Here is a 26,448-nt window from a genome sequence, read left to right as displayed (position 1 = left end):
CATGGCCGGCGCCCGGTCGATCGTTCCGGATGCTACCGATCGCGGCGCGCAGACGGCGGGCTCGGGCGGGGGCTCAGGCGGCGCGCAGGGCGTCGCGCAGCGCCACCCGCGTCCCCGAACGCTTCACCGCGTTGCCGTACACCCGCCCGGCCAGCCAGACCAGCACCGCGATCCACGCCAGGGTCAACGCCAGCGCGACCAGCACCTGCCAGACCGCCACACTGCCGATCCCGATCACCATCGGCATCAGGATCGGCGCGAACAGCGGGACGATCGCCAGGGCCAGGATCAGGCCGCTGTCCGGGGACGACGGCAGCACCGAGAAGCCCAGCACGTACGGGATGAGGATCATGGCGATCATCGGGGCGGTCACCCCGCCGGCGTCCTCCTGGCGTGACACCAGCGCCCCGGCGGCGGCGAACATCAGCGCATACATCGCGAAGCCGACCAGGTACCACAGCAACGCCAGCGCCACCGACCCCACGGCGACCCCCGCCGGGATACCGAGCTCCCCGGTGGCCAGCCCCAGCCCGACCCCGACCGCGCCGATCAGCACGAGCTGGCCGAGGGCCACCACGCCGATCCCCAGCACCTTGCCCGCCATGAGCTGCCACGGGCGGATGACGGCCAGCAGCAGCTCCACCACCCGGCTCGTCTTCTCCTCGATCACACTCTGCGCCACCACCGGGCCGAAGATCAGCAGCGAGATGTAGATCAGACCACCGGCGAGCAGCCCGAGCACCAGCCGCGCGGAGTCCCGCTCGGGCTGCGGGCGCAGCGCGGTGACGGCGACCCCCGCCGTCGCGACCGCCTGGCCCACCGTCGCCGGATCACCACCGAGGGCGGAGATCTGCCCCTCCAACGCCGCCTGACGGGCCGCGACGGTCAGCACGGACGTCAGCGAATCCCCCAGCTCGGAGTCCACCACCACCCGGTAGCCGCCGCCCGTCCCCGCGGCCCCGCCCGCCGGCGGCGCCGCCAGCACGAGGGCGTCGACGTCCCCGTCGAGCACCGCCTGCCGCCCGGCCGTGGCGTCGGCATAGGTGCGCACCTCGACGTCGACGCCGAGCGAACGCGCCGCCGCCCCGATCGCCGCCGCCTGCGTGCCGTCCGCCGCCGTCACCGCGACCCGCCGCACGGACGGACCGCCGCCGACGGCGCTGGTCACCAGGACGCTCGCGGCGATCGCGACGACGAACAGCGCCGTGGTGATCTGGAACGCCCGCGACCGCACCCGCGTGCCGACCTCCCGGCCGGCGACCAGGCGCAGCACCCGCCACGACCCCAGCTCGCCGTCCGCCTCATCCATCGCCGGCTCCACCGCCGCCATGACCGCCGCCATCGCCGGCGCCGACCACATCGCGGAACAGCTCCGCCAGCGACGGCCGGCGGGGATGGAACTCGCGCACCGGACCGCTCGCCAGCGCCGCGCGCAGCACCGCCTGGTCGTCGGCCCCCGGCTCGAGCTCGAGCACCGTGCGCGACCCGTCCCGCCCGCGCACCCGCACCCCGACCAGACCGTCCGCCCAGTCCGCCGGCGCGTCCGGGGCGTCCACGACGAGCCGCCCGCCACCGCCGGCCCGCAGCTCGTCGACCGGCCCGCAGGCGACCAGCCGGCCCGCCCGCACGATCCCGACTCGATCACACAGCCGCTCGACGAGGTCGAGCTGATGGCTGGAGAACACCACCGGCACCCCGGCGGCGCGCCGCTCCCGCAGCACCTCGCTNATCACGTCGACCGCGACCGGGTCCAAGCCGGAGAACGGCTCGTCGAGCACCAGCGCGACCGGATCGTGCACGAGCGCCGCGGCGAGCTGGACCCGCTGCTGGTTGCCGAGGCTGAGCTTCTGCACCTCGTCGTCGCGCCGCGCGGCGACGCCGAGCCGCTCGGTCCACCGTGCCACCGCCCGGCGCGCCGCCGCCGGCCCCAGGCCGTGGAGCTGGGCGAGGTAGTGCAACTGCTCAGCGACCTTCATCTTCGGGTACAGCCCGCGCTCCTCGGGCATGTAGCCGATCCGCCGACGGGTGCGCAGGGTCAGCGGCGCACCGTCGTAGCGGACCTGGCCGGCGTCGGCGGTGACCACCCCGAGGATGATCCGCATCGCCGTCGTCTTGCCGGCGCCGTTGCTGCCGACGAACCCGAACAGCTCGCCGGCCCGTACCTCGAACGACATCGCGTCCAGCGCCACGACGTCGCCGTAGCGCTTGGACACGGCGTCGACCTCCAGCCCCCCGTCGCCCATTCCCACCGCCTTCCTGCGCGATCCCGCGACCGCTTCGCGCCCCTGCACCAGGGACCGTTCGGACGAACATCCTCCCAGCAGCTCGGTTAGCGTGTTCGCGCCCACTTCGACCGCAGAATCGCACACCGCGCCAGCGGGTCGGGCGGCCGACTGCGGTCTGTCGGCGGCGCGGTTCCGGTGCCGACGGGTGGCGATGCCCAGCAGGAGGAAGCCGGCGAGACACAGGATGCAGCCAGCCGCGGTGCAGGTGCGAGTCTCGGCGGAAGTGGCGCCGGCCAGGCGCGGAATCGTGTTGAGGGGCGCCGCGCAGTAGAACAACAGCAGGACCCAGCCGCGCGTGCGTATCGGCGCCAACCATGTACGCAGGCGGCGGGGCACCCGGTTGGCGGCCAGGACCAGTCCCGCGGGCAGCACCGTGAGGGAGAACAGGGCCAGGCCGATCCACTGCCACATCATGATGCGGGGACTCCTCTGCTGAGGCGCCGTGCTCGTGCTGCCGTTCGCGAGCGGCAACGACGATTACCCGTGATTGCGGGCTTGTCGCCCTATCCTGAGGCATGGACACCGTGCCCCCGGGTGGCTACAAGTGGATCGTCGGGTTCTCGACGGTCAACCTCGTGGTGGCAACCGTGGGGTCCGCGGCCGTCCGCCGACGGTTCGGTGACACCGCAGCGCAGACCTTCCAGCGTCGCGCCGGCACAGTGGTCAGCGGCCTGTTCATCGTGTGGGCGGCAGTCTTCTGGGGCCTCTTCCCCTATGGCCTCTTCGGCGCGGGGCTGTTCCTGGTGTCGTTCCTCGTCGAGTGCTACTGCCGTCGGCGGGCACGCGCGGGGAGACCGCCGACCACGGACACGCGCTCACAGACACGCCGTGACGATCCGACTGCAGACCAATCGCGCTCGACAGCGGATTGACGCCAGAGCCCCTCGGATGTCCTGCTGACCACTCCCCCGGCCGGTATCGGGCACCGTCAGCTCGACGGGACGAGCAGTCCCGCCATGGCGAGCTCGACGAGCCGGCCGGCCTGGTCGGCGGACATCTGCTCGGCGACCCAGGCGGCGGCGTTCATGAGGGCGAAGATGTCGGCGCCCGTCGCCTCGCGCCGCAGCGCGCCGGCCTCGCGCGCCCGCGCGATGAGCCGGTCACCGATGTCGGTCATCTCGACGCACGCCTGGTGCAGCTCGGAGGCCTCGTCGTCGACGCCCTCGGCAAGCACGGCGGCGAGCCCCTGGTAGGCAGCGGCGTGCGCGATGACGGCGTGCACCCAGGCGGTGAGCGCCGCGGCGGCGCCGGGCTCGTCGAGCAGATCCGCCCCGCGTGCGAACAGGGCGTCGTTGCGCTGGTGCAGCAGCGCGCCGAGCAGCGCGCGGCGGTTGGGAAAGTGTGCGTAGAGCGTGCCGATCGCGACCCCGGCGCGGCGGGCGATGCCCTCCAGCGAGGCGTTCGTGCCCTGGGCGCGAAACACTGCGTCGGCCTCGGCCAGCAGCCGCTCGCGGTTGCGCCGCGCGTCGGCGCNCGGCCGCCGCCCGGACTCGGTCATTCACCCTCCATGGGCATCCATCCTCGGACGAACATCCGTCCTCGACAAACCTGAGGTTGCCTCGGAATACTGTTCCTGAGGCATCCTCAGATTAGCGGACGAGACCTTCGGGAGACACGGATGATCCTGGTAACCGGTGCCACCGGCTCCATCGGACGACCCCTCGTGCGCCGGCTGCAGCGCGCCGGGGCAGCAGTGCGGGCGCTGGTCCGCGACGAGGCGAAGGGCCGCGCGCTGGGCTGCGAGTTCGTCGTCGGCGACTTCGACGACCCCGCGTCGATCGTCGCCGCCCTGGCCGGGGTCGACCGCCTGTTCCTCAACGGCGCGGGGGCGCAGCCGGCCGACGGGGAGCAGCCGATGGTCCGCCAGCAGAAGACGATCATCGACGCGGCGGTCGCCGCCGGCGTCGAGCGGGTGGTGAAGGTGTCGGTCTGGCACGCCCAGGAGGGCGAACGGCTCGCCGGGGGCGCCCACTGGCAGATCGAGCAGTACCTGAAGGCGTCGGGGCTGGGCTGGTCGATCCTGCAGCCGAACGGCTTCATGCAGAACTTCATCACCGGACAGGGGTCCTTCACCGCCGACGGAAACCTGGTCGGCGCGTACGGCGACGCCGCGGTCTCCTACATCGACTGCGCGGACATCGCCGCCTGCGCCGCCGCGCTGCTGACCGACCGGCCCGGCGACGGCGAGACCTTCCTGCTGTCCGGGCCGCAGGCCCTGACCCACGCGCAGATCGCCGAGAAACTCTCCGCCGCGCTGGGGCGAACCGTGCGCTACGTGAACCTGACGGTCGAGGAACTGGCCGCCGCGCTGAGGGCCCAGGGGCTGCCGCCCCGGTTCACCGAGGACGTCGCCGTCCTGACGCAGGGGCTGGCCAGCGGCACCGCGGCGCCGACGACCACGGCGGTGCGCGACCTCACCGGCCGCGCGCCCCGCACCTTCGACGAGTTCCTGGTCGCCCACCACGAGGCGCTGGCCGCCCTCGCCCCGGTGCTCCCCCGTTGATCGACACGTCGCAGGTAGCGGGACGCCGTCAACACTGTTGATTATCGGTCGGGGCGGCCTGCGGCCCTCACGCGGGTGCCGAGACGCGGTCGGCCACGAGGATGCGGCCGTTGCGCAGCGAGCGGCGGTGCTGGACCGGGGTGCCGAGATCCTGCGCGAGGGNGAGCAGGGAGTCGTCCCGGGTGACCGCGAAGCCGTGGACGCCGACGGCGCGGCGCAGGGCGGCCGGCGTCCACACCGAGCGGTTCGGCTCGCGGGTCATCGGATTCGCCTGCCGGGACAGGGCGCTGAGCAGGCGCGCCGCCCCCCGGCCGAGCGGCGCCGAGGGTGCCGGGGTGTGGTAGTGCACGATCAGGCGGCTGCCCGCGGCGGAGCGGTCGCCGACGATCCGCAGCGTCCGGGTGACCTCGCCGCGGGTGAGGTAGGGCACGACGCCCTCCCAGATCCAGATCGTCGGGACCGACCGGCGGTGGCCGGCGGCGGCCAGCGCCGCGGCGAGGTCGTCCCGGCTGAAGTCCACGGGCACGAAATGCGGCGACGCGCCCGCCGGCGCCAGCTCGCCGGCGCGGTCCCGCTTGTCGCGCTGCGACGCCGGATGGTCGACCTCGAACACCGGCGTGGCGGCGAGTTCCGCCATCCGCCACGCCCGCCCGTCCAGCCCCGCCCCCAGGATGACGACCTGCGCCGCGGCAACGGGCACGCCGGCCCCGACCTCGACCTCGACGTCGGGGCCGGGGCCGGCGTCAGGGTCAGGGCCGACGCCGACGCCGGCGCCTGGGCCCGCGGGGGCTTCGCCGGTGGCGGGTAACGCCTGGCGGACGGCCTCGTCGATCGCGACGGTGCGCGGCGCCATCACCTCGGCGCAGGCGCGCACCATCTCGAAGGTCAGCCGCGGCCCCCAGCCCGCCGGCGCGTCCTCGGATCGCACCTCGTCGACGATGCCCCGCTCGGCGGGAAGCAGGAACGCCCTCGCCGTCGGATCGTCGAACCGGCCCGGGGCGAGCCGCCCGTGGGCGACAGCCCGTCCCTGGCAGACCATCACGGCCGTGCGGCTGGCACCGCCCGTTCCGCCCATCGGCCGATGACCTCTCCCCCGCGGCCGTCCTGCGGCAGAGCCCCGTGCCCTCATCGCCCGCCTCCCTCACCCTCCCCCGCCGGCCGCGGCCCGCCCCGCCGGGCGCCCCGCGTCGACGACGCCGGAGTTCCGGCCCTCATCGTCGCAGCCCACACGTCCCGGCGGCCCGGCCAGGGTCCCTTCACACCGCGTCGGGCGGCCTGTCCCGCTCGCCGCCCGCCGCGGGCCCGCGGTCGCCGGGCTGCGGATGGCGGGCGTAGTCGCCGCCGGCGAGCACGGTGATCCCGGCAGCCACGGCGAGGGCGATGACGGCGATCCGCCCGGCGGTGTCGTCGAAGATCCCACCGATGGCGTCGAAGATCTTCACGACCACTCTGGCGGTGACCGCGGCCATGACGGCACGGCCGAGGATCCGCACCACGATCGCGGCGGTCGAGCGGCCCCCGCCCGTCATGTCCCGCTCCGGCCAGGACGCGCCGCGCGCGCCGCCGCCCCGGCCCGCCACGGCACCCGCCGCCCCGCGATCATCGGATCCACTGGACCATCCACTGTCCTCATCCCCACGTGCCCCGCCGGTCCGGCCGGCGTCCGGTTGCCCCGTCACCGGTGTCGGCGTGCCGCGGTCGTGCCCGCGATGTGCCGCGGCACGGCGGCGGTGCTTCGCCGCCGGCGGGCGGGATATCGGCGGCGGAAGCGGGCAGAGAGCCGGAGGTCAACGTCATCCGTGGGGACGTCCGCCGCGGCGGGAACCGGTCGCGGCGGACGGCGAGCCCGCAACGGCGAAGGTATGGGGGTGGCATGCCCGGCAACGACAGCGGCGGGTTGGGGACGATCCGCACGGCGATCCCGGCCCGACTCGACCGGCTTCCCTGGGCCCGGTTCCACTGGATGATCGTCATCGGGTTGGGGACGGTGTGGATCCTCGACGGCCTCGAGGTGACGATGGTGGGCGCGGTGGGTTCACGCCTCACCGAATCGGGCAGCGGAATCTCGCTGTCCGCCTCCGACATCGGCACCGCGGCCGCGATCTACGTGCTCGGAAGCTGCCTGGGTGCATTGTTCTTCGGTCAGCTCACCGACCGTTTCGGCCGGAAGAAACTGTTCCTGCTGACCCTCGGCGTCTACATCGTGGCGACGANGGCGACGGCGTTCTCGTGGGCGCCGTGGTTCTTCTTCCTGACCCGGTTCTTCACCGGCGCCGGAATCGGCGGTGAATACGCGGCCATCAACTCGGCGGTCGACGAGCTGATCCCGGCACGGGTACGGGGCCGGGTCGACCTGCTCATTAACGGCTCCTACTGGCTGGGCTCCGCGGCGGGCTCGGCACTGACCGTTTTCTTCCTGTCCGAGCGCATCTTCCCGACCGATGTCGGCTGGCGCCTCAGCTTCGGCCTCGGCGCGGTGCTCGGGCTGGTCATCCTCGTCGTGCGCCGGCACGTGCCGGAAAGCCCGCGCTGGCTGTTCATCCACGGCCACGCCGACGACGCCGAACGGATCGTCGGCGACGTCGAACAGACCGTCGAGGCCGAGACGGGCATTCGGCTGGCCGCCCCGGACAGGCAGATCACCGTCCGCCAGCGCACGGTCATCCCGCTGCGGACGATCGCCTCGACGGCGTTTCGCACCTACCCCCGCCGCGCGGTGCTGGGACTGGCGCTGTTCGTCGGGCAGGCCTTCCTGTACAACGCGTTCACCTTCGACCTGGGCACGATGCTGACGACGTTCTACGGGGTCAGCTCGTCGGCGGTGCCGGTGTTCCTCGTCGTCTACGCCCTGGGTAACTGCGCCGGCCCGCTGCTGCTCGGNCGGCTGTTCGACACCGTCGGGCGCAAGCCGATGATCGCGTCCACCTATCTGGCCGCCGCCGCGCTGGCCGTGCTGCTCGCCGTGCTGTTCGACGGCGGCGCGCTGACCGCGTGGACGTTCCTGCTGCTGGTGGCGGCCACGTTCTTCTTCGCCTCGGCGGGGGCGAGCTCGGCGTACCTNACGGTCAGTGAGATCTTCCCGATGGAGACCCGGGCACTGGCGATCGCGTTCTTCTACGCCGTGGGTACCGCGGTCGGCGGTATCACCGGCCCGCTGCTGTTCGGCCACCTCATCGACACCGGCCGCACCGGGCCGGTGATGGTCGGCTTCCTCGTCGGCGCGGCGGTGATGGCCGTCGGCGGTGTCGCCGAGCTGCTGTTCGGCGTGGACGCGGCCGGCCGTTCGCTGGAGGACATCGCCGCCCCCCTCACCGCTACTGAGGACGGCGACGAGCCGTATCCCGACGAGCCGACCCGCACGTCCGGCCCAGACCGGTCGGCCGCCGCCGTCGAAGGCGGCTGACGGTCAGGGGCAGCCGCGATCCGGCTGCCCCTGACCAGCTACCCGATGTTCACCCACGGGCTCGCAGGCGCGCCGCCGGCCGGACGGCGCGTGACGGCCCGGTGGCGGATCTAGCGGGCCCGCGGACCCGCGTCGCGCTGGACCGGTACCCGCACGCCGCCGGGCGGCGCCGCCCGGCGGAGCTCGGTGAGCTCCGCCAGCCACAACTGGGCGAGACGCTCGTGGTTCGGCACACTGTCGCTGGCTGCGAACGTGATCCCGATGCGGTCCCCGAGGCCGAACAGCGCGACGGACAGGTGCTGGCGTCCGACNAGCAGCGGCCCGGTGCCGATCAGGTCGGTGACGGCGCGTCCCGCGACGGCCAGCGGCCCGCGGATCGTGCGGGCGTTGGTCGCCACCATGGCCAGCTCCCGGGTGCGCCCCCCGAAGCTCGCCGCGTAGGACAGCATGCGGGGGGTGGCCCGCGCCGCCACGGCGGGAAAGTGGTGATGCTCCACCACGCCCATCCCGCCGTCCTTGAGCCGGCGGGTCACCTTGGCGATGCGGGCCAGCCGCCGGGCCGGGTCCGGTTCGCCACACGGCAGCGGGACCCGCACTCCCGAGGTGTAGTTCGACAGCACGTTCTGGTCGGCGGCGATGCGGATGCTGACGGGCATCAGCGCGTGGACGGGCCGGGAGTCGTCCCGCCACTCCGGAAACGACCACGCCCGCACCGCGCCGGCCAGGGCGGCCAGGTAGACGTCGTTGACCGAGGCGTCGTGGCGGCGGGCGACGTCCCGCATCGGCCCGAGCTCGGTGGTGATCCAGGTATGCCGCGCCGGGCCCACCGGCTGGCCGCCCCAGGCGTCGAGAACGCGCGTCGGCGACAGGCAGCTCAGCCCCCGGCTGACGAAGCGCAGGTAGTCGCCGGCCTGCGGGCGGGGGATCGACGCGGNCAGCCCCAGGTCGGGCTCGTCCTCGCCGCCGAACAGCAGGTGCAGCGACCGGTAGAGGGCCGCGCCGTCCTGGGCGATGTGGCTGGTCCGGTAGACGACCACGGCGCCCGCGCTCCCGCGCTCGCACAGCAGATAGAGCATCCACGGCTGGGCGCTGGTGTCGACGGGGCGCCTGGCGATCCCGTCGATCGCGGCGCGGATGCGCCGGTCACCGATCGCGTCGCCGCCGATCAGACCGGCGACCTCGGCCGCGCTCGGCAGCTCCACGGCGACGACGCGCTCGTCGACCCTCATCTCCGGGTCGCAGACCCAGTGGGTCTCGTGCACCGTGGAGCGGCGGTCGGCCGGGCGGACCGTGACCGTCTCCAGCCGGTCGGTGAGCATCCGCGCCCGCGGCGCACGCAGCCGTTCGGCGACGTGCGCCCGCAGGTCCGCCAGCTCCACCGGTCCGTCGAGGAACAGCACCGCGCCGACGTCCTGGTATTCACCGGGATTGAGCCGGTGGAAGGCGAGATAGGCGCGGTCCCCCGCGGTCAGCNGGCGGGCGAATGCCCGGTTGTAGCCGGTCTTCGAGACCGTGTCGAGGAGGGTCATCAGGCGCGCCCCCAGCCCGTCGCCGGGCATTGGGTGCAGGCCTTGACAACGCGATCAATAATGTTAGCAGATCGACGCACGGATGCGTCGTGGATACCTGTACCCATGTACCTGTTNATCCGCGGGCCGTTCAGCCCATCCAGCCTTGTGTCGTACGTCTCCACACGGATGGGCAGGACGGGCGAGAACGATCCCGCCGGAGGGCACGAGCAGCAAGGGAAATGCAGGTGAGGGCGGGTCCGGCACGCTACCGACGCCCGGCCGGGACATCAACACGAATGGGCTACGGTGCTACCGCGACCGGGGTTACACGAATTCCCTCGATATTCGCGTGATAATTGCCGGAGTGCCGATCGGGGGACACCCGGGGACAAGGGATTTGGCCTTCGTGGAGGTGTGCGGCTCCCCGGCGCGCCCATCGTCGGGGCACGGCCGGCCCGGTCGCTCGCCGTGCGGACCCGGCGTCGACGAGAGGTGCCGGTAACGCGGCGGGGCCGAGGTCTTCGCCCAGATCGGGACGGTCGATCTGGGCCAGGCGGCGCGGGTCCTGCTGCAGGTCCAGACCCACATGCTCCAGGGCATGATCGACGGTCTTGGCGGGTCGTCCCGGCTCTGACCTGCGCGTCACCGACGTTGCGGGGTCCGAGGCGACCGGCGTGGTTGCAGGGCGTCGCCGGGATATGCTTTTATTCACCAAAATTGTTGAGAAAGCCGCGGGCGCGGCTGGAGAGAGGACCCGATGAGGACGATTGTGATCACGGGCGGAACCGACGGCATCGGCCGGGCGCTCGCGGACGTCCACCTCCACCGTGGCGACGCGGTCCTCATCGTGGGCCAGAGCGCCGAGAAGGGGGAACGGTTCCTCGACTCCGCGCGCGAGCTCGGCGCCGGCGATNGGGCCCACTTCGTGCGGGCGGATCTGAGTCTGATCGGCGAGAACATCCGGCTGTTCGAGGAGGTCGCCAGGGTCCTTCCCACGGTCGACGTCCTGGTGCTGGGTGCGCGCTACCACCGGTCGGTGCGCACCGAGACACCCGAGGGTCTGGAGAGCAACTTCGCGCTGTTCTACCTGAGCCGTTTCCTGCTCAGCCACGGGCTGGCACCGTCGCTGGAACGCGCCGCGACACCGATCGTTCTCAACGTGGCGGGGCCGGGGGGAACGAGCCCGATCCAGTGGGNCGACCTGCAACTGCGCCGGCACTACGTCGGGACCGGGGCGCTGGGCCACGGCGGTCGGCTCAACGACCTGCTCGGCGCCGGGTTCGCCGCCGTGCACCCGGACAGCCGGATCAGGTACATCCTGTTCCACCCCGGCGTCGTGTCGACCAGCTTCTCCGGGGAGTACGACCAGGCCACCGCCGCGCAGGTCGCCGGGCTGAAGGTGACCGGCAAGACGGTGGCACAGAGCATCGGCCAGATCCTGCCCTGCCTGGACCGGCCGCCGGCCGAGCGCCTGAGCGCCTTCACGGAGGGCAGGCGCATCGACGTGGACACCCCGTACTTCGACCGCGACGAGGCGGCCCGGCTCCACGAGATCACCGAGAAGCTGCTCAGGGNCTGATCCGCCCGGGTCCGCTGAGGGGTGTGACCGAACGCCGGGTGAGGCGGGAATGGGGNGTGTGCCCGGGGNCGTTACGCTGCCCTTGTGAGCGAACATTTCGACGTGGTGGTTCTGGGTGCGGGTCCGGGCGGGTACGTGGCCGCGATCCGTGCCGCCCAGCTCGGTCTGACCACGGCAGTGGTGGAGGAGCGGTACTGGGGCGGGGTCTGCCTGAACGTGGGCTGCATCCCGTCGAAGGCGCTGCTGCGCAACGCCGAGCTCGTGCACACCCTCACCCACGAGGCCAAGACGTTCGGCATCTCCGTCGACGGCTCGATCACGGTCAACTACGGGGCGGCGTTCCAACGCAGCCGGAAGGTCGCGGACGGCCGGGTCAAGGGCGTCCACTTCCTGATGAAGAAGAACAACATCACCGAGTACTCCGGGCGCGGCACGTTCGTCGACGACCACACCCTGTCCGTCGCCGGTGCGGACGGCTCGACCAGCACGGTGACGTTCGACCACTGCATCATCGCCGCCGGTGCCACGCCGCGNCTGCTGCCGGGCACCTCGCTGTCCGAGCGGGTGGTCACCTACGAGCAGCAGATCCTCAGCTCCGAACTGCCGCGCAGCATCGTCATCGCGGGCGCCGGGGCGATCGGCGTCGAGTTCGCCTACGTGCTGCGCAACTACGGCGTCGACGTCACGATCGTCGAGTTCCTCGACCGCATGGTGCCGCTGGAGGACGCCGAGGTCTCCGTCGAGCTCGCCCGCCACTACAAGAAGGCCGGCATCACGGTGCTGACCTCCACCCGCGTCGACACCATCGACGACTCCGGTGACACCGTCAAGGTCACCGTGACGGGCAAGGACGGCGTGTCGCAGGTGCTGGAGGCGGAGAAGGTGCTCCAGGCGATCGGCTTCGGGCCGAACATCACCGGCTACGGGCTGGAGAACACCGGCGTGGCGCTGACCGAGCGCGGCGCCATCGACGTCGACNGCTACTGCCGCACCAACGTCCCGCACATCTTNGCCATCGGCGACGTCACGGCCAAGCTCATGCTCGCCCACGCCGCCGAGGCCATGGGCATCATCGCCGCGGAGACGATCGGCGACGCCGAGACCTACCCGCTGGACTACGTGATGATCCCGCGGGCGACGTACTGCCAGCCGCAGGTCGCCAGCTTCGGCTACACCGAGGCGCAGGCCCGGGAGAAGGGCTTCGACGTGCAGGTCGCGAAGTTCCCGTTCTCGGCGAACGGCAAGGCGCACGGCCTCGGCGAGACCGCCGGCTTCGTGAAGATCCTCAGCGACGCCAAGTACGGCGAGCTGCTCGGCGCGCACCTGATCGGCCCCGACGTCACCGAACTGCTGCCGGAGCTGACCCTCGCGCAGCGCTGGGATCTCTCCGTCGCCGAGCTCGCCCGCAACGTGCACGCCCACCCGACGCTGGGCGAGTCCGTCAAGGAGGCGATCCACGGCCTCGCCGGCCACATGATCAACTTCTGAGCTGTGGTGGCTCGGCGGGTGCGCCGAGCCGCTGCGTTCCGATGACCTTGAGAAGTTGCAGCGCCCGGTGGGTGGGAGTCCCGGGTGCCGCGCTGTACAGGATGATCCACTGGTCTCGCTCGGGATCGTGCAGCGCGTCGCAGTCGAGATCGAGCCAGCCGACGTCGGGATGGTTCAGCCGCTTGCGCGTCGAGCGCCGGACCCGCACCTCGTGTTCGTTCCACAGCCGGCCGAAGTCATCGCTGGCGTCGAGGAGCCGACGCACAAGATCGCGAATGCCCGCGTCGTGGGGATAGCGTGCGGCGGCGGCGCGCAGATCCGCGACGGACTCGCGGGCGAACTGCTCCGCGCTGGTTGCGTCGTGACGTTGCCGGGCACCCGGACGGGTGCGGATGTAGTACTCGACGGACATCCCGGCGAGCTGGGCGACCTCCTGCCGGCGCAGCCCGGGCGTGCGGCGACGGTAGCCGGCTTCCAGGCCGACGTCGTCGGGCTGTAGCCGGGCTCGGCGATGGCGCAGGAACGCGGCCAGCTCGCCGCGGTCCACTTTTTCCATGGAATCAGCGTGTCCTACCGCCGGCATCGGCACCATGGGATGGCCGGTACCACCCTCGACGAGGCTCTCCCGCGGCCCCGCTCCCAGGCGGCACGGTACAGGCATGACCTCGACCACGACCAAGAAGGTCGTTCTGATCACTGGGGCGAACAAGGGCATCGGCTTCGCCTCGGCGACGTCGTTCGCCCGCGACGGGCACACCGTGTTGCTGGGCGCCCGCAACCCGCGCCTCGGTGGACCGGCCGCCGCGGCCCTCGCCCAGCGCGGACTGGACGTCACCTTCGTCCACCTCGACGTCACCGACGAGTCGACGATCGCGCAGGCCGCGGCGTTCATCGACGCTGAGTACGGTCACCTGGACGTCCTGGTCAACAACGCCGGTATCACCCGTGACCGGAGGCGTCCGCCGTCGGAACTTCCCGTCACTGCGTTGCGGGAGATCTACGACACGAACGTCTTCGGCGTCGTCGCCGTCACCAACGCCATGATCCCGCTGCTGCGCAGGTCCCGCAGCGGATTCGTCGGCAACGTCTCCAGCGGGCTCGGCACGGTCGCGTTCCTGGCCAGCCCCGACCCGGCGCTGGAAAGCTACGCCCAGCTGCTCGGCTACAACTCCTCCAAGGCCGCGCTGAACGCGATCACTCTTGTCTACGCGCGGCATCTGCGCGCCGACGGCATCACCGTCAACGCCCTGTCACCAGGCTTCTGCGCCACCGACCTCAACGGCCACACCGGCCACGACACCGCCGAGGAAGGCGGCGCTCGCATCGCGGCACAGGTACTCACCCGCCACGAGGACGGCTCAGGGGTGTTCCTGAGCGAGAACGGCGGCACCTATCCCTGGTGACCGCTATCCCTGGTGACCGCGCAGGACTGGTCGCCGTCAGGCGGGGGCACCCTGGTGCCNCCATGCCTGCGCGGTGTGCCGCGTCAACACGCCGGCCGCGAGGGCGCGCAACTGCTCGACCTCGGCGGCGGCCAACCCGGCGAACAGCTCGGGCTCCGCCTCGTCGAGCAGCGTCTCGGCCTGGTTCAGCAGGCGCTGGCCGGCCTGGGTGATGGTGAGGATCTGGCGGCGCCGGTCGCGCGGGTCGCGGTCGCGGCGGATGAGCTCGGCCGTCTGCAGCCGGTCGAGGAAGGACACCAGGTCGCCGCTGTCGAGGTCGAGACGGGCGGCGACGTCGCGCTGGATGGCCGGGCCGAACTCGTCCAGGCAGCACAGGATCGCGTGCTGGTGCTGGTTGAGGCCGAGGGTCGCCAACCGCTCGGCACAGTGCATCCGGGACAGGGCGGCGAGCCGGGCGAGCACGAAACTCGTGCGGTGACGCAGCGCGGCGGGCAGCAGAGCGTCGGACACCGTCATGATCCCCATCCTAGCCGTCGGCCGCTGGCACCCCTATTCATTGGCGATGCCAGCGATTGGTATAACCAGCAGTATGCCTTGCAAGAGAGATCCCGACGGCCGGCTGCTGCTACCGGTGGTGCTGGCCGCCTACGTCCTGTACGGCTTCGACGCCAACGTGGTGAACGTCGCCATCCCCGACCTGCAACGCCGGCTCGGCGCCGGACCCGCGGCGCTCGAGCTCGTCGTCGGCGGCTACGTGTTCACCTACGCGGCGGGAGTCGTCACCGGCGGGCGGCTCGGTGACCTGTTCGGCCACCGCCGCCTGTTCCTCGCCGGGGTGACCGGCTTCGCCGCGGCCTCACTGCTGTGCGGGCTCGCGCAGGGACCCGTCGAGCTGGTGGCGGCCCGCATGGCGCAGGGCCTGACCGCGGCGGCGATGGTCCCCCAGATCCTGGCCCTGGTGACCGCGTCGTTCACCGACGCCGAGCGCTCCCGCGCGTTGGCCTGGTACGGGGTGGCCGGCGCGGTCAGCGGGATCGGCGGGCAGGTGCTCGGCGGGCTGCTGCTCGACGCCGACGTGTTCGGCCTGGGTTGGCGGGCCGTCTTCCTCGCCACCGCGGCGGTCGGCGTCGCCGTCGCCGCGGTGGCGAGATGGGTGCTGCCCCGCGCCGAGCGGCGGACCGCCGCCGGGCTGGAGCTGGATGTTCCCGGGGCGGTAGGGATCTCCGGCGGGCTCGGGCTCGCGCTGCTGCCGCTGGTGATCGGGCACGAGACCGGCTGGCCGGTGTGGGGCTGGCTGCTGCTGGCCGCCGCCGTCCCCACGATGGCGGCCGCAGTGCGCTGGGAGCGGTCCGTGGCGCGCGGCGGCGGGCAGCCCCTCGTCGATCCCGCCCTGTTCCACACCGCGACGTTCGCCACCGGTCTCGCGGTGAACGCCGCGTTCATGGCGTCGTTCAGCAGCTGCCTGTTCGTGCTGAGCCTGCTGTTGCAGGCGGGACTCGGGCTCGGTCCGCTGGCGGCCGGGCTGGCGTTCGCGCCGATGGGCCTGCTGGCGATCGGCAGCTCGTTCCTGGGGCGCCGCCTGGTCGCCCGCCTCGGCCCGGCGGTGCTGCTGGCGGGCTGCGCCGTGACCGCCCTGAGCTTCCTGACCCTGGCGGTGGCCCTGCACACCCATCCCGGCGGCCTGTCCCCCGCCTGGCTCGTCGCCGGGATCGCCGGGATCGGGGCCGGCAACGGGCTGATCCTGCCCTCGCTCGTCGGCGCGCCGCTGGCCGGCGTCCCCCGCGAGCGGTCCGGGGTCGCCGCCGGGGTCCTGACCACCACCCAGCAGTTCGCCAGCGTCACCGGTGTCGCCGTCCTCGGCGCGGTGTTCTTCTCCCGGCTGGGCATCCATCCCGACCGCGGCGCGCACATCCGCGCCGCCGAGTCCGCGTTCTGGCTCGGCCTTGTCCTGGTCGTGGTGATGACCGCCCTGATGGCCCGCCTCNCCTGGCTCGATCCCGCCCGGCGCCACGGCCGGCCGACGGCTGCTCCCACAGCATGTGAGGAACGCGCACCAACCCCCGTGATCACGACTGCAGACGCGCCCTAGCGGGCCCCGGCGCCCGTCGGTCGGCGCGGGCGGAAGAGGACGCTGGGGGTGTCCGCGCCGGGGCGGACGTGGAACGCCGCCCGGACGGGTTGGCCGATCCTCGCCTCCCCCGGCGCGACCCCGTCGAGCCGGCCGGGCAGCCGGACCCCCTCGTCCAGGCTGACCAGCGCGAGGACGTACGGCGGGCGGCCGGCGAACGCGGGCACGCTGGGATGGCGGATGACGAGGTAGCTCTCGACGACGCCGGTGCCGGCCGACGGTGCGAAGTCCGTCGACCCCGCGCAGTGCCGGCAGCGTTCCGGGCGCGGTGGCAGCCAGCTTCGGCAGTCCAGGCACCGGGACAGCACGAACCGGTCCTCACGCAGCGCGGCCCACAACGGCCCGATGCCGTCGTCGTCCTCGGGTGGTGGCCCGGACGCTGCCGCGGAGTCCACCCCGCCCGCAGTGTCCCCGCCCGCAGTGTCCCCATCCGCCATGTTCTCCGCGCCCGCCGCGAGATCCGCCGCAGCCGGCGCCCGCTCGGTCGCCGCCTCCCCCGCACCGTCCGCCACCGCCGGTGCCACCGCCACCGCCACCGCGGCTGCCGGTGCCGTCCCGGTCGCCGCATCCCTGGAACTGTCTGCCGCCGCCGGCAGAATCACGGTCTGCGCGTCCTCGCCGAGGTCCGCCCCGGCCGCAGGATCGGCGGTCCCCGCAGCGGCGACGCCCTGCGCACCCGGGGGGTCTGCCGCCACCCGGCGTCCGGTCGGGTCCGCTGCGGGCGGTGATTCCGCGCTCGGTGATTCCGTTCCCGATTCCTCGCGGGTGTCGGAGGTCGTGGGGGACGGGGCGGTTGCAGGGGACGGGGCGGTCGTGGGGGACGGGGCGGTCGTGGGCGTGGCCGAGGGGATCACCCTGACCGACGGGATCCTGGTGGACGGGTGGATGGCGGGCGGGGAGCCGGCCGCCGACGGGTCCGGCGGGCGGGCGACCGGGCGAAGGACGCGCACGTGGGGTTGACCGCTGATCATCTGCTCCGCACCGCCGTTCTCACGATCCCCTCCGACTACCGCCGGCGCCGTCGGGGCCCGTCCCCGCCGGTGACGAGCGTCACCGCCCCTGCCGGCGGCCGGCGCCCGACGACGCCCACCACACCATGGTGGTTCATCCGATGGAGCTACGCCTCAGACACGGACTCCCCGTACGAATCGGTCGGGGAGGGATGCGGGCATACCGCGACGGACCCGCGCCGGTGACGGGCGGGCCGACCCGGTCGAACGCCTATCCTGGATCACAGTTCTTGGATCACGGTGGGTCACCGACGTCGCCGACGTCACCGGGCGCCAGGCACCGGGCGCCAGGCACCGGGCGCCAGGCACCGACATCGGCCGGGATCGCGCCGGGAGCACGGTCCGGGTCGCGCCGCGAAGGGAGATGCCGGGTGGTGATGGTGGCGATCGTGAGCCCCGGCGCGATGGGCTCGGCGCTGGGGCGCGGCTACGTCGAGGGCGGCGCCCGGGTGGTGGCCTGTGTGGCGGGCCGCTCGGAGCGGACCCGCGCGCTCGCGGATGGCCTGGACCTCGTCGACTCCCTCGACGCGGCGGTCGGGGCGGCGGACATCGTCCTGTCGGTGGTGCCGCCGGGCGAGGCCGTTGCGGTGGCCGGCGCCATCCGTCAGTCGGCCGCCGCGTCGGGAGCGACCCCGCTGGTCGCCGACCTCAACGCGGTCTCCCCCGCCACGCTCGCGCGGGTGGGGCAGGCCCTGGGCGGCCTGGACCTCGTCGACGGGTCGATCTCCGGCCCGCCGCCCCAGGCGGCGTCCGGGCGAGCCCGCACCCGGCTGTACCTGAGCGGGCCGCGAGCCGGTGAGATCGCCGCGCTGGCCCATTCCCGGCTCGAATCGCGCGTCCTGGCGGGTCCGGTGGGCACCGCGAGCGCGCTGAAGATGAGCACGGCGAGTGTCTACAAGGGGCTCGCCGCCCTCTTCCTGCAGGCGACCGCGGCGGCGCAGCAGGCCGGGGTGCTCGACGTGATGCTCGACGACCTGGGGCCGACATTCCCCGCCCAGGTCGACGGGCTCGGATCGTGGCTCGCGTTGTCGGCGAGCAAGGCGGACCGCTACGTCGCCGAGATGCGCGAGATCGCCGCGACCCAGGCCGCCGCGGGCCTGCCGCCGGAGCTGTTCGAGGCGATGGCCGTGGTGTGGGAGCGGGTCGCCCGGTCCCCGCTCGGTGCACTCACCCCGGAACAGGCCGCCGGCGTGGCGGACGCGGCCGCGGTGATCCGCGCCTTCGGCCTGCCCGCCGCCGGGCATCCGCCCGGGGCCTGAGACCGAGACCGGCAGGCCACCCCACCCCCGCCCCGCGCCGCGTCCACGGGGCGGCGGTCAGCCGGTACCGACCACGCGGGCGAGCTCGGCGGCGATCTCGTGCGGGTCGCGGCCCTCGGTGTCCACGACCTGCCCGACGCGGCGGTAGGCGTCGTCGCGGGCGGCGAACATCTCGTTCAGGGTGGTCAGCAGGTCCTCGCCGAGCCAGGGCCGGCCCTGGCCGCGGCCGACCCGCCGGGCCAGGGTCGCCGGGGTCGCCCGCAGGTAGACGACGCGGCCGGCGTCGGCGATGCGGCCGAGGTCGTCGGGGTTGTCGGCGACGCTGGCCGCGATCCCGGCGACATACGGCGCCGGGGTATCGAGCAGAGCGTGAAGCTGCCGCGACTCCTGGTCGTGCAGGGNTGCGCGGCCCAGGTCGGCCAGGGCGGGCGCGTCGAGTCCGGTTCGCTGCTGGAGCAGGGCGTCGTTGTCGAGGTAGGGCCGGCCGAGCCGATCCGCGAGCGCCCGGCCCACCGTCGACTTGCCCGAGCCCATCAGCCCGACGAGGAAGATCCGCCCGGCGCCACCGGTGGCGGCCCGTCCGACAGCCGGCACAGGCCGGGATGTTGACGACATCTGACCCGTGTACCCGCCGCCTGGAGCAGGTGAACACGGCACGAGAGCATCGACCGTGCGTAGCAGCCGAGGCCGGGCGTTACCGGCGAGACGCGGCCAGGAAGACCGTAAAAGGGTGATCGGCGAGTCCTTGTTGTTCGTTCTTCCGCCTTTAAATTCCGTCACAGGCACCCGTCCGGGACGCTTCCGATTGTGGCGTCAGATGCCCGGAGCTGGGCGCAGACATTCTAATTCCACGTCGGTTTGGCGCTGGCCGGACGGGCTGGGGTAGCGTCCCTTCCGCGCCCTCAGCGCGTTCGGATAATGACCGGAAGGGATCATAAAATGGCCCAGCAGGACCAGCAGCAGCAGCGCCAGCAGGTGGAGCAGCAGCTGCGCCAGAACTGGCGGCAGATCCGCTACCGCATCCTTGACCAGTTCGGTCAGGTCAGCACGGCGGACCTCGATGCCGCGACCGACATCGAGGACCTCGTCGCGCGCATTGCGGACAAGACGCACCACAGCGAGCGCTACGTCGAGAACCGCCTGCGTGAGCTGGCGGGCGTCGGTGGCGGCCAGGGCGGGCTCGGCGGCTCCGGCGAGCGTTTCGGCGGCGGCCAGCAGGGCGGCCAGGGGAACCTGGGGAACCAGGGCCAGCAGGGCCAGCAGGGCCAGCCGTTCGGCGCCCAGCAGTAGCCTCGTAGCTCAGGCCGGCCAATCCCGGCGCGCCATTGGTTAGTCGGTGCGTCGCCCAGCTTTCCTTCGCTACTCGGCGCGCGTTCTCAGCGCGCGNCGAGTAGCGATCTGAGCTCCAGCAGGTCGTCGATCAGCTTGACCGTGTCGGCGTTGCGAGGAAGCTGGCGTAGTTCTTCGAGCATCGCGTCGGTTTGCTCCATGCTGGGAATATCGTTGATTGACGCGACTATCGTCACGATTTCGGCCTCGGGAACACCGCCTGTCTGCATACCTCAGAGTCACACACGAGGGTTCACTCAAAATTAACTCAGGCTTCCTCCGCGTTAATTCTGGCGCCGGTCTCGGCACGGAGAGTGAGAGTCCACCCCTCATGTCACCATCCGTGTCGAACGACTGACCCCGCCAGCCGCGCGTGATCGGCGTCGGGAAGCCAGTCGCGGCCGGGTGCGTACTCGAGCCAGCGACGGCGGGCGGCGGTCTCGGCGAAGGCGCGCTGCAGGTCGCGGCCCGCGGCGCACGGTTCGCCCCGCCACAGCAGCGACCACGCGTACAGCGGCGTCGGGTCCACCAGCGGCACCCCTCGCAGGCCGGCGTCGGCGGGCAGCACCATCTCGGCGGGCAGCACGCAGACGTAGCGCGGGTCCGTGCGCGGACGCTCCAGCAACGGTTCCAGGCCGAGGTTGGCCGCGGCCGCCTCGGCCGCAATCCCGAACCTGCCGGCGAAGCGGCGCAGGAAATCCAGCCGGTCGAGGGGCGCCGGGCACCACAGCACGCTGCCGCGCAGGTCCGCGGGACGCACCCGCCCGCCGCCGGCCAGCGGATGGGCGGGGTGGAGGACCACGTCGAGTGGCTCCAGGCGGACGAGCCGGTGCGCGAACGACGGTGCGAGGCCCCCGCCAGCACCCGCGTGCTCGCGGGGGGTGTGATCGGTGAGGGCGTGATCGGTGATCGCGTGCACGCGACCGAAGCCGAGGTCGATCGATCCGCGGGTCAGCGCGTCGACGGCCGTGGGCAGGTCGCGGCTGGCGCCGAGTTCCATGGCGAGCGTCGGGGCGTCGTCGAGGACGGCCCGCAGGGTGCGCATCGGGCCGTAGAGGTGGCCCCACACGTCGACGCGCAGCGGACGGAGTTCCGTTCTGGCCGCGGCGACAGCACGGTCCCCGGCCCGCAGCGCCGCCCGGGCCGGCTCCAGGAACCGCCGTCCCGCGTCGGTCAGCTCCACCGCGTGCCCGGACCGGTGGAACAGCGCGACGCCGAGAGCGTCCTCCAGCCGGGCGATCCGTTTGGACAGCGCCTGCTGGGTGAGGAACAGTCGCCGGGCGGCCCGGCCGAAGTGCAGCTCCTCGGCCGCTGCCACGAAAGCCCGCGCCTGGCCCAGGTCGAGATCCACGGTCACCACCATGGCCGACCACCCTCGGTTGTCAAGGCGGACGGACGGCTGTTGGCCGGCGACGGNGACCGGGCGGCAGGCTGGCTGGCACGTCCGCGACAACGCCGTTCTCACCCGGNAGGAACGTTGACCACGAATCCCGCCAGCCCCGCGACCGGAGGCCCCGCATCCGCCGGACCGGCGAGCGACGACGCGCGGGCGGTGGTGGTCCGCTACGTGGAGGCCGTCCGCGACGGCGACGCCGCGGTGATCCGCGACAGCTTCGCCGCCGACGCCGTCTGGCACTATCCGGGCAGTCTGCCGATCTCGGGTGAGTGGCGGGGACGCGCCCGCATCGTCGACGACTTCCTCGGCGGGATGGGCAGGCGGCTGCAGAGCGGCGCGCCGCTGCTCGTCGAGCTGACCGGCATCCTCGCCGAGGGCCCGCGGGTCGTCGCCACCTGGACCTCCCGGGGCACCGCCGCCAGCGGCGCACCGTACGACAACCAGTGCCTCGGCATCTTCGAGGTCCGCGACGGTCGCATCGTCTCCGTCCGGGAGTACACCGACACCGACCACGTGGCCCGCGTCCTGTTCGCCTGACCGCCGGACGCCGCGACCGTCCCACCCGAGCACGGCCACCCACCCGAGCACGGCCACCCACCCGAGGACGGCCACCCACCCGAGGACGGCCACTCGGCCGGGTCGCGAGGCTCAGCCGAAGGCGCCCTGGGCGCGGTAGTCGTCGACGGTGGCGGCGTCGAGGCCGAGGCCGCGCAGCACCTCGGCGGTGTCGGCGCCGAGTTCGGGAGCGCGGGTGCGGGCGCGGGCGGGTTCGCCGTCGAACTGGTAGGGCGGGACGACCACCCGGAACGGCGTGCCGTTCTCGGCGGTCAGCTCGGAGAGGTACCCGTTCTCCCGGACCTGGACATGATCGTGGACCTCGGCGGGGGTCAGTGCGGGCGCCCACACCCCGGAGAACCCGGCCAGGGTTTCGCGCCACTCGTCGAGGGTGCGCTCGGCGAAGATGCCGTCGAGCACCTCGACGCAGGCACGGTTGTGGGTGAAGCGGGCGGCGGCGTCGAGGAACCGCGGGTCGGCGACGAGCTCGGGACGGTCGAGGACCAGGCACAGTTCGTCCCAGAACCGGTCGGCCTGCAGGCAGACCAGGTTGATCCAGCGGCCGTCCTTGGTCCGGTAGTAGTTGACGATCGGGTTTCCCGGGGCGCGGCGGTCGGCCCGCGGCACCTCGCCGGTGAACGGCGCGGCGGCGATGTCCGCACCCAGCGCCCACATGCCGGTGTTGAGCAGCGAGACGTCGACGACGGCGGTCTCGCCCGTCCGCTCCCGGCGGTAGAGGGCCATCGCGACGGCGCCGGCGATGGTGTTGCTGCCCTGCAGGTCGTAGAAGGCCGCCGGCTGGGCGACCGGCTCGTCGTCGGCGGCGCCGGTGAGCTTGTGCAGGGTCCCCGAGCTCGACCAGGCCGCCGCCGAGTCGTACCCGCCGGTGTTGACCATCGGGCCGCGGCTACCCCAGCCACTGCCGCGCACGTAGACCAGGCGGGGGTTCACCGCCCGCAGGTCGTCGACGTCGATGCCGAGGCGGGTGCGTAACGCCGGCAGGTAGCTGGTGAGGAACACGTCGGCGTCGGCGACGAGGCGCAGCAGCAGCTCACGGCCGGCCGAGGTGGTCAGGTCGAGGGTGACGCTGCGCTTGCCGTGGTTGGGGATCTCCAGGAACGGGTTGGGACCGCTGTCGTCCTGGTTGAGCAGGTTGCGCAGCAGGCGCTGCGGGTCGCCGGTGGGCGGCTCGACCTTGACGACGTCGGCGCCGAGGTCGGCGAGGATCGCGCCCGCGGCGGGCACGAACGTCCAACCGGCGATCTCGACGACGCTCACGCCCTCGAACGGTCTGCTCATCGTCCGCTCCTCCTCGCTGCACACCCGCTGCCTGAACCCCCAGGCCGTGAACCTAGTATGAACAGTAATCCATGTCAGCCAGATCACTCTTCTGACGGCGCGCAANCACCCGGCCACGAGTGCTGCTGGTGGTGGTGTCGCGAGGTGTTCGACTTCAAGATCAAGATCTTGGCGTACTGCACCGTCAACAGTGTTGATTATCTTGTACCAGCACCAGCCCCGAGTCCGACGCCTGGTGTTCCGCGGAACCNCACCATGCCGCCCGGGCACGGCGCCCTACTCGGCGACGAGGCGTTCGATGTCCGCCGGCTGCCACGCCCCGACGGCACCGGGCCGGGTGGCGAGATACCCGGCGATCCGGCCGGGCGGCCAGCCGTGCGCCTCGCGCAGGCCGGCGGCGAGCATGGCCAGGTAGCCGGCCGACGGCACGGTGGGACGCACGTCGGCCAGCGACCACGGCGCGGTGAACGTCAGAACGGGGACGCCGGCGCGGTGGCCGACGAGCACCAGCGTCTCGTAGCGGCCTGGACCCACCCGGGCCCGGCCGGTGCGCAGCACGGCGGCCAGGTCGAGGTCGACGTCGGGGGCGCGGTGCATCTCCTGGGCGGCGACGTCGGCGAACTGGCCGGCGGTGAGCAGGTAGGCCCGGCCGGCGACCTCCCCGGGGGCCGCCGGGTCGTAGAAGGCGATGCCGCCCGTCCAGATCCGCGACTCCAGCGCGAAGTACAGGGTGCCGGGCAGCATGACCGGAACCGCCAACCGCGGCGGGCGGGGATCACGGCAGCCGGGATGGCGGTGGTCGCTGCCCGGCGGGCGACCGCCGGCGAGGTAGTACGTCAGCCGGGCCCTGCGCATGTTCGAGCCGTAGCTTGCATACCAGACCAGCTCGGGCCCGGCCGATCGAGCCTGATCCGCTCGCCCGGCGGGCGCCGGTCCGCTCACCGGGCCGTCTTGCGCCCCGCCCGGGCACCGACCGCGGCGCCGTCGCCAGCGGTCCACCTCCCGCGGGCGTCCCCCCGCCGGGGCCGGCCGCGCGCACCCGGTACGCGACAACGCTTTCGCACCGTCACAGTATGCGGATCCTGTAGGTAGAAATCAGCCGGTTATGACAATTGTCAGGCACGGACGGCGACCGCACCCACGGTGGTAGGTCGGCCGGCGGAACGGACTGGCGGCCGGCCCCCCGCTCGCCCGACGCGAGGTCGACCAGGGCGTCGGCGCGTCGACGGCGGGCAGCGCCGCGCCTCAGCGCCGGCCGGGTGACGACAGGGGTGTGACCGGTCCGTTCACGACGATTCCGGCCACCGGTACCGGGTACGCCCAACGGGTGCCGCGATCCGCGTCGCTCGACGGAGGGAGGACCGCCGGACCCGCCCTGGACGTGACCGACTGTCTGTTGGAACGTCTCGACATCGGCCTGTTGGCCACCACGGCGTCCGACGGCGTGATCAGCGACGTCAACGACACCGCGAGCCGGATCCTCGGCCGCGACCGGGCCGCGCTGATCGGCTCCCGGCTGGGGGACCACCTGCTGCCCGGCGACGCCGCCCGGCTGCGGGACTACCACCACCGGCAGCTCGCCCACCTCCCACCGGACCCGGCCCACTCTGCGGTGCGCGGCCGGGCCGCGGGCGAGGCGCCGGAGCCGCCGCTGGCGGTGCGCCTGGTCCGCCCGGGCGGCTCGCTGGTGCCGGTGCTGATCGTCGCCACGGCGGTGCCCGGGGACGACGGGCCGCAGGTCGTCAGCCGGGTGCAGGACGTCACCGAGCAGGAGCAGGCGAACCGGTATCTGCGGCTCGTGCTGGACCACAGCCCGGTGTCGATGCTGCTGATCGACCAGTCGGGTCGCTCGGTGTTCGGGTTGGGCGCGCACACGGCCGAGGAGGCCGCGGGCCTCGCCGCCGCCGAGTCGGCGTCGGTGTTCGACGTGTTCGCCGATCATCCGCAGCCGATGGCCCTGCTGCGCCGGGGTCTCGCCGGTGAGCCCGGCGCGCGGATCGTCGGCGCGTTCGGCCGCTACCTCGATCTGCACGTGATGCCGATCCGCGACCCCATGGGCCAGGTCAGCCTGGTCGCGGCCATCACGATCGACATCACCGAGCGGGAAAGCGCCCGCGCCGCGCAGGCCCACCTCGCCGACCTCGCCCGCGAGGCCCTGGTCACCCTCGAGCCGGCCGTGCTGTGGCGCCGGGCGACGGCGGTGCTCGCCGAACATCTGGGGGCGACGGCGACCCTGCACGAGGTCGACGGGGATACCGGCGCGCTGGGCCTGGTGGCCACCGACGGTCCGTCGGTGTCGCGGACCGTGGCCGCCGCGATCGCCCAGCAGGCCCTGCGCGGACCCGCGGGGTCACGGTCGGCGACCGCCGGCGGCGAGGTGGACCCGCGCCAGGACGGCTGGTTCGTCCTCGCCGAGCCGATAGGTCTGCGCGGCGAACCTTCGGCGGTCCTCGCCGTCCAGCGGCCCCCGGGCGCCGCCGGGCCCCCGTACACCTCCCCCGGGACCGTCCTGCCGGCGGGGGTCGGGGCCTTCAACGACTCCGAACGCAGCTTCGTGGCGGCGGTGGCCGGCGTGCTCGGTGCGGCCGCGGCCCGCTTCGCCGCCGAGCGGGAGATCCGCTACCGCTCGCAGCACGATCTGCTCACCGGCCTGCCCAACCGGGCATCGCTGCTGGAGCGGCTGCGCAGCAGCCTGGCGGAGGACCACCGGGCGGGGGACGGCGAGGGCCGGGCGGGCGCGGGGCGCACCGGCATCGTGTTCGTCGACCTGGACAGCTTCAAGGCGGTCAACGACACCTACGGGCATCTGGCCGGCGACGCGCTCCTGCGCACGGTCGCCCGCCGGCTGCGTGCCGCGGTGCGACCGTGCGACGTCGTCGCCCGCCTCGCCGGCGACGAGTTCGCCGTGCTCTGCACGCGGATCGAGTCGGCCGACACCGTGGAGCGGGTCGCCGCGCGGGTCCTGGCCTCCCTCGCCGAGCCGGTGGCGATCGACGGCAGCACCAGCACCAGCACCATCACCATCACCGCCAGCGCCGGCGTGGCGGTCTCCGGGCCCGGCCTCACCGACCCCGACCGCCTGCTCAACGCCTCGGACATCGCGATGTACGCCGCCAAGCGCGCCGGCGCCGGGCGCTGCGTCGTCCACCAGGACTGGATGCGCCTGAGCGCGGGTCCGGCGCCCCCGTCCCTCGCACCTCCCGGGCCGCCCCCAGGGTAGGACGACGCCAGGACGGACCACGCGAGGACGGACCACGCCGGGACGGACGACGCCGGGACGGGTCAGGAAGGACGTGCGCC

The 26,448-nt window shown here is 73.1% G+C and carries 19 protein-coding genes and 15 pseudogenes; 18 read left to right on the top strand and 16 right to left on the bottom strand.

The features are described 5' to 3' along the window. Positions 1-73: 73 nt before the first annotated feature. From FF86_RS00530 to FF86_RS37345, 3 genes and pseudogenes are all read right to left on the bottom strand, one after another. Positions 74-1,309, bottom strand: coding sequence for an ABC transporter permease (locus tag FF86_RS00530; RefSeq protein ID WP_044883318.1), 1,236 nt, complete (start codon positions 1,307-1,309; stop codon positions 74-76). Then, positions 1,302-1,727: pseudogene (locus tag FF86_RS37350) on the bottom strand (DUF4162 domain-containing protein); the annotation flags it as partial. The pseudogene FF86_RS37350 and the gene FF86_RS00530, both read right to left, overlap by 8 nt. A gap of 1 nt (position 1,728) precedes the next feature. After that, positions 1,729-2,243: ABC transporter ATP-binding protein (locus FF86_RS37345; RefSeq protein ID WP_242417975.1), on the bottom strand; the 515-nt coding region annotated here is incomplete at its 3' end. Between the two features lie 557 nt (positions 2,244-2,800). Here FF86_RS37345 and FF86_RS00520 point away from each other — a divergent pair. Next, positions 2,801-3,157, top strand: coding sequence for a hypothetical protein (locus FF86_RS00520; RefSeq protein WP_044883218.1), 357 nt, complete (start codon positions 2,801-2,803; stop codon positions 3,155-3,157). Between the two features lie 56 nt (positions 3,158-3,213). Here FF86_RS00520 and FF86_RS00515 read toward each other — a convergent pair. Beyond that, positions 3,214-3,758 (bottom strand): annotated as a pseudogene (locus tag FF86_RS00515) (TetR/AcrR family transcriptional regulator); the annotation flags it as partial. Between the two features lie 145 nt (positions 3,759-3,903). On the opposite strand from FF86_RS00515, the gene FF86_RS00510 reads away from it, so the two are divergent. Continuing rightward, on the top strand, positions 3,904-4,788 hold the full coding sequence (locus tag FF86_RS00510; protein ID WP_044883220.1) for an SDR family oxidoreductase: 885 nt from the start codon (positions 3,904-3,906) through the stop codon (positions 4,786-4,788). Between the two features lie 163 nt (positions 4,789-4,951). Here the strand turns inward: FF86_RS00510 and FF86_RS00505 are convergent. Then, positions 4,952-5,863, bottom strand: a 912-nt coding sequence (locus FF86_RS00505; RefSeq protein WP_242417921.1) for a class I SAM-dependent methyltransferase, incomplete at its 3' end; no start/stop codon positions are given. 181 nt (positions 5,864-6,044) lie between these two features. Next, on the bottom strand, positions 6,045-6,317 hold the full coding sequence (locus FF86_RS00500; protein ID WP_236706036.1) for a hypothetical protein: 273 nt from the start codon (positions 6,315-6,317) through the stop codon (positions 6,045-6,047). Between the two features lie 344 nt (positions 6,318-6,661). Here FF86_RS00500 and FF86_RS63875 point away from each other — a divergent pair. From FF86_RS63875 to FF86_RS37325, 4 pseudogenes are all read left to right on the top strand, one after another. Continuing rightward, positions 6,662-7,001: pseudogene (locus tag FF86_RS63875) on the top strand (MFS transporter); the annotation flags it as partial. 1 nt (position 7,002) lies between these two features. Next, positions 7,003-7,668 (top strand): annotated as a pseudogene (locus tag FF86_RS37335) (MFS transporter); the annotation flags it as partial. Position 7,669: 1 nt separating this feature from the next. After that, positions 7,670-7,848, top strand: a pseudogene (locus FF86_RS37330) (MFS transporter); the annotation flags it as partial. A 1-nt stretch (position 7,849) separates the two neighbouring features. Then, positions 7,850-8,191: pseudogene (locus FF86_RS37325) on the top strand (MFS transporter); the annotation flags it as partial. A 110-nt stretch (positions 8,192-8,301) separates the two neighbouring features. Here FF86_RS37325 and FF86_RS37320 read toward each other — a convergent pair. After that, positions 8,302-8,502 (bottom strand): annotated as a pseudogene (locus tag FF86_RS37320) (DUF1298 domain-containing protein); the annotation flags it as partial. 1 nt (position 8,503) lies between these two features. Continuing rightward, a pseudogene (locus FF86_RS37315) lies at positions 8,504-9,125 on the bottom strand (WS/DGAT domain-containing protein); the annotation flags it as partial. A gap of 1,334 nt (positions 9,126-10,459) precedes the next feature. Here FF86_RS37315 and FF86_RS37305 point away from each other — a divergent pair. From FF86_RS37305 to FF86_RS37280, 5 pseudogenes are all read left to right on the top strand, one after another. Continuing rightward, positions 10,460-10,615 (top strand): annotated as a pseudogene (locus tag FF86_RS37305) (SDR family NAD(P)-dependent oxidoreductase); the annotation flags it as partial. Between the two features lies 1 nt (position 10,616). Next, positions 10,617-10,898, top strand: a pseudogene (locus FF86_RS37300) (oxidoreductase); the annotation flags it as partial. Positions 10,899-11,365: 467 nt separating this feature from the next. Continuing rightward, positions 11,366-11,814 (top strand): annotated as a pseudogene (locus FF86_RS37295) (FAD-dependent oxidoreductase); the annotation flags it as partial. 1 nt (position 11,815) lies between these two features. Next, positions 11,816-12,259, top strand: a pseudogene (locus FF86_RS37290) (FAD-dependent oxidoreductase); the annotation flags it as partial. 33 nt (positions 12,260-12,292) lie between these two features. After that, positions 12,293-12,769: pseudogene (locus FF86_RS37280) on the top strand (dihydrolipoyl dehydrogenase); the annotation flags it as partial. On the opposite strand, the gene FF86_RS00475 reads toward FF86_RS37280, so the two are convergent. Then, positions 12,759-13,325, bottom strand: a complete 567-nt coding sequence (locus FF86_RS00475) for a hypothetical protein (RefSeq protein WP_044883226.1) — start codon at positions 13,323-13,325, stop codon at positions 12,759-12,761. The pseudogene FF86_RS37280 and the gene FF86_RS00475 sit on opposite strands and share 11 nt — an antisense overlap. Before the next feature lie 103 nt (positions 13,326-13,428). Here FF86_RS00475 and FF86_RS00470 point away from each other — a divergent pair, with 103 nt between their 5' ends. Then, positions 13,429-14,172, top strand: a complete 744-nt coding sequence (locus FF86_RS00470; RefSeq protein WP_044883227.1) for an SDR family NAD(P)-dependent oxidoreductase — start codon at positions 13,429-13,431, stop codon at positions 14,170-14,172. A gap of 60 nt (positions 14,173-14,232) precedes the next feature. Here the strand turns inward: FF86_RS00470 and FF86_RS00465 are convergent. Continuing rightward, a partial coding sequence (locus tag FF86_RS00465; RefSeq protein WP_128423462.1) for a MarR family winged helix-turn-helix transcriptional regulator occupies positions 14,233-14,688 on the bottom strand: 456 nt, incomplete at its 3' end. Here FF86_RS00465 and FF86_RS00460 point away from each other — a divergent pair. After that, a pseudogene (locus tag FF86_RS00460) lies at positions 14,687-16,156 on the top strand (MFS transporter); the annotation flags it as partial. The gene FF86_RS00465 and the pseudogene FF86_RS00460 overlap by 2 nt on opposite strands. A 101-nt stretch (positions 16,157-16,257) precedes the next feature. On the opposite strand, the gene FF86_RS31270 reads toward FF86_RS00460, so the two are convergent. Then, the gene (locus tag FF86_RS31270) at positions 16,258-16,995 is read right to left on the bottom strand and encodes a Zn-ribbon domain-containing OB-fold protein (RefSeq protein WP_242417920.1); all 738 of its coding nucleotides are present in this window, start codon (positions 16,993-16,995) and stop codon (positions 16,258-16,260) included. A gap of 70 nt (positions 16,996-17,065) precedes the next feature. Here FF86_RS31270 and FF86_RS37275 point away from each other — a divergent pair, with 70 nt between their 5' ends. Beyond that, complete coding sequence (locus FF86_RS37275) at positions 17,066-17,260, top strand: hypothetical protein (protein WP_044883228.1); 195 nt, start codon at positions 17,066-17,068, stop codon at positions 17,258-17,260. A gap of 427 nt (positions 17,261-17,687) precedes the next feature. Then, positions 17,688-18,569 carry an NAD(P)-dependent oxidoreductase gene (locus FF86_RS00445; RefSeq protein WP_242417973.1) on the top strand — a complete coding sequence of 294 codons (882 nt, stop codon included), beginning with the start codon at positions 17,688-17,690 and terminating at the stop codon, positions 18,567-18,569. Between the two features lie 57 nt (positions 18,570-18,626). Here FF86_RS00445 and FF86_RS37270 read toward each other — a convergent pair. Both FF86_RS37270 and FF86_RS37265 read right to left on the bottom strand, forming a co-directional pair. After that, a pseudogene (locus FF86_RS37270) lies at positions 18,627-18,970 on the bottom strand (shikimate kinase); the annotation flags it as partial. Position 18,971: 1 nt separating this feature from the next. Then, positions 18,972-19,163 (bottom strand): shikimate kinase (locus FF86_RS37265; RefSeq protein WP_242417919.1); only part of this gene is annotated, 192 nt, incomplete at its 3' end. A 345-nt stretch (positions 19,164-19,508) separates the two neighbouring features. Here FF86_RS37265 and FF86_RS00435 point away from each other — a divergent pair. Further along, positions 19,509-19,859, top strand: coding sequence for a hypothetical protein (locus tag FF86_RS00435; protein WP_044883230.1), 351 nt, complete (start codon positions 19,509-19,511; stop codon positions 19,857-19,859). Positions 19,860-20,232: 373 nt separating this feature from the next. On the opposite strand, the gene FF86_RS00425 is transcribed toward FF86_RS00435, so the two are convergent. After that, positions 20,233-21,261 carry a LysR family transcriptional regulator gene (locus FF86_RS00425; RefSeq protein ID WP_052680907.1) on the bottom strand — a complete coding sequence of 343 codons (1,029 nt, stop codon included), beginning with the start codon at positions 21,259-21,261 and terminating at the stop codon, positions 20,233-20,235. Positions 21,262-21,450: 189 nt separating this feature from the next. Here FF86_RS00425 and FF86_RS64560 point away from each other — a divergent pair, with 189 nt between their 5' ends. Beyond that, positions 21,451-21,831, top strand: coding sequence for a nuclear transport factor 2 family protein (locus FF86_RS64560; protein ID WP_044883326.1), 381 nt, complete (start codon positions 21,451-21,453; stop codon positions 21,829-21,831). A gap of 111 nt (positions 21,832-21,942) precedes the next feature. Here FF86_RS64560 and FF86_RS00415 read toward each other — a convergent pair whose 3' ends face one another. Together FF86_RS00415 and FF86_RS00410 are read right to left on the bottom strand one after the other, a co-directional pair. Then, the gene (locus FF86_RS00415; protein ID WP_055408151.1) at positions 21,943-23,148 is read right to left on the bottom strand and encodes a CaiB/BaiF CoA-transferase family protein; all 1,206 of its coding nucleotides are present in this window, start codon (positions 23,146-23,148) and stop codon (positions 21,943-21,945) included. A 276-nt stretch (positions 23,149-23,424) separates the two neighbouring features. Next, the gene (locus tag FF86_RS00410; RefSeq protein ID WP_044883233.1) at positions 23,425-24,090 is read right to left on the bottom strand and encodes a hypothetical protein; all 666 of its coding nucleotides are present in this window, start codon (positions 24,088-24,090) and stop codon (positions 23,425-23,427) included. Between the two features lie 331 nt (positions 24,091-24,421). Between FF86_RS00410 and FF86_RS00405 the strand changes: the two genes are divergently transcribed. Beyond that, the gene (locus FF86_RS00405) at positions 24,422-26,368 is read left to right on the top strand and encodes a bifunctional diguanylate cyclase/phosphodiesterase (protein WP_242417918.1); all 1,947 of its coding nucleotides are present in this window, start codon (positions 24,422-24,424) and stop codon (positions 26,366-26,368) included. The last annotated feature ends 80 nt before the right edge of the window (positions 26,369-26,448 follow it).

It is taken from the genome of Frankia sp. CpI1-P (genome assembly GCF_001421075.1).
Classification (GTDB): domain Bacteria; phylum Actinomycetota; class Actinomycetes; order Frankiales; family Frankiaceae; genus Frankia; species Frankia torreyi.
The sequence above is the reverse complement of the archived record's forward strand: the minus strand, read 5'-3'. Positions and strand labels throughout refer to the sequence as shown.

Bases quoted from the DNA above. Each gene is read 5' to 3' on its own strand.
- FF86_RS00510 (WP_044883220.1), top strand. From the start codon at position 3,904: ATGATCCTGGTAACCGGTGCCACCGGCTCCATCGGACGACCCCTCGTG.
- FF86_RS00500 (WP_236706036.1), bottom strand. From the start codon at position 6,317: ATGACGGGCGGGGGCCGCTCGACCGCCGCGATCGTGGTGCGGATCCTC.
- FF86_RS00425 (WP_052680907.1), bottom strand. From the start codon at position 21,261: ATGGTGGTGACCGTGGATCTCGACCTGGGCCAGGCGCGGGCTTTCGTG.
- FF86_RS00415 (WP_055408151.1), bottom strand. From the start codon at position 23,148: ATGAGCAGACCGTTCGAGGGCGTGAGCGTCGTCGAGATCGCCGGTTGG.
- FF86_RS00475 (WP_044883226.1), bottom strand. From the start codon at position 13,325: ATGGAAAAAGTGGACCGCGGCGAGCTGGCCGCGTTCCTGCGCCATCGC.
- FF86_RS00435 (WP_044883230.1), top strand. From the start codon at position 19,509: ATGGCCCAGCAGGACCAGCAGCAGCAGCGCCAGCAGGTGGAGCAGCAG.
- FF86_RS00445 (WP_242417973.1), top strand. From the start codon at position 17,688: ATGGTGGCGATCGTGAGCCCCGGCGCGATGGGCTCGGCGCTGGGGCGC.
- FF86_RS00530 (WP_044883318.1), bottom strand. From the start codon at position 1,309: ATGGATGAGGCGGACGGCGAGCTGGGGTCGTGGCGGGTGCTGCGCCTG.
- FF86_RS00520 (WP_044883218.1), top strand. From the start codon at position 2,801: ATGGACACCGTGCCCCCGGGTGGCTACAAGTGGATCGTCGGGTTCTCG.
- FF86_RS00470 (WP_044883227.1), top strand. From the start codon at position 13,429: ATGACCTCGACCACGACCAAGAAGGTCGTTCTGATCACTGGGGCGAAC.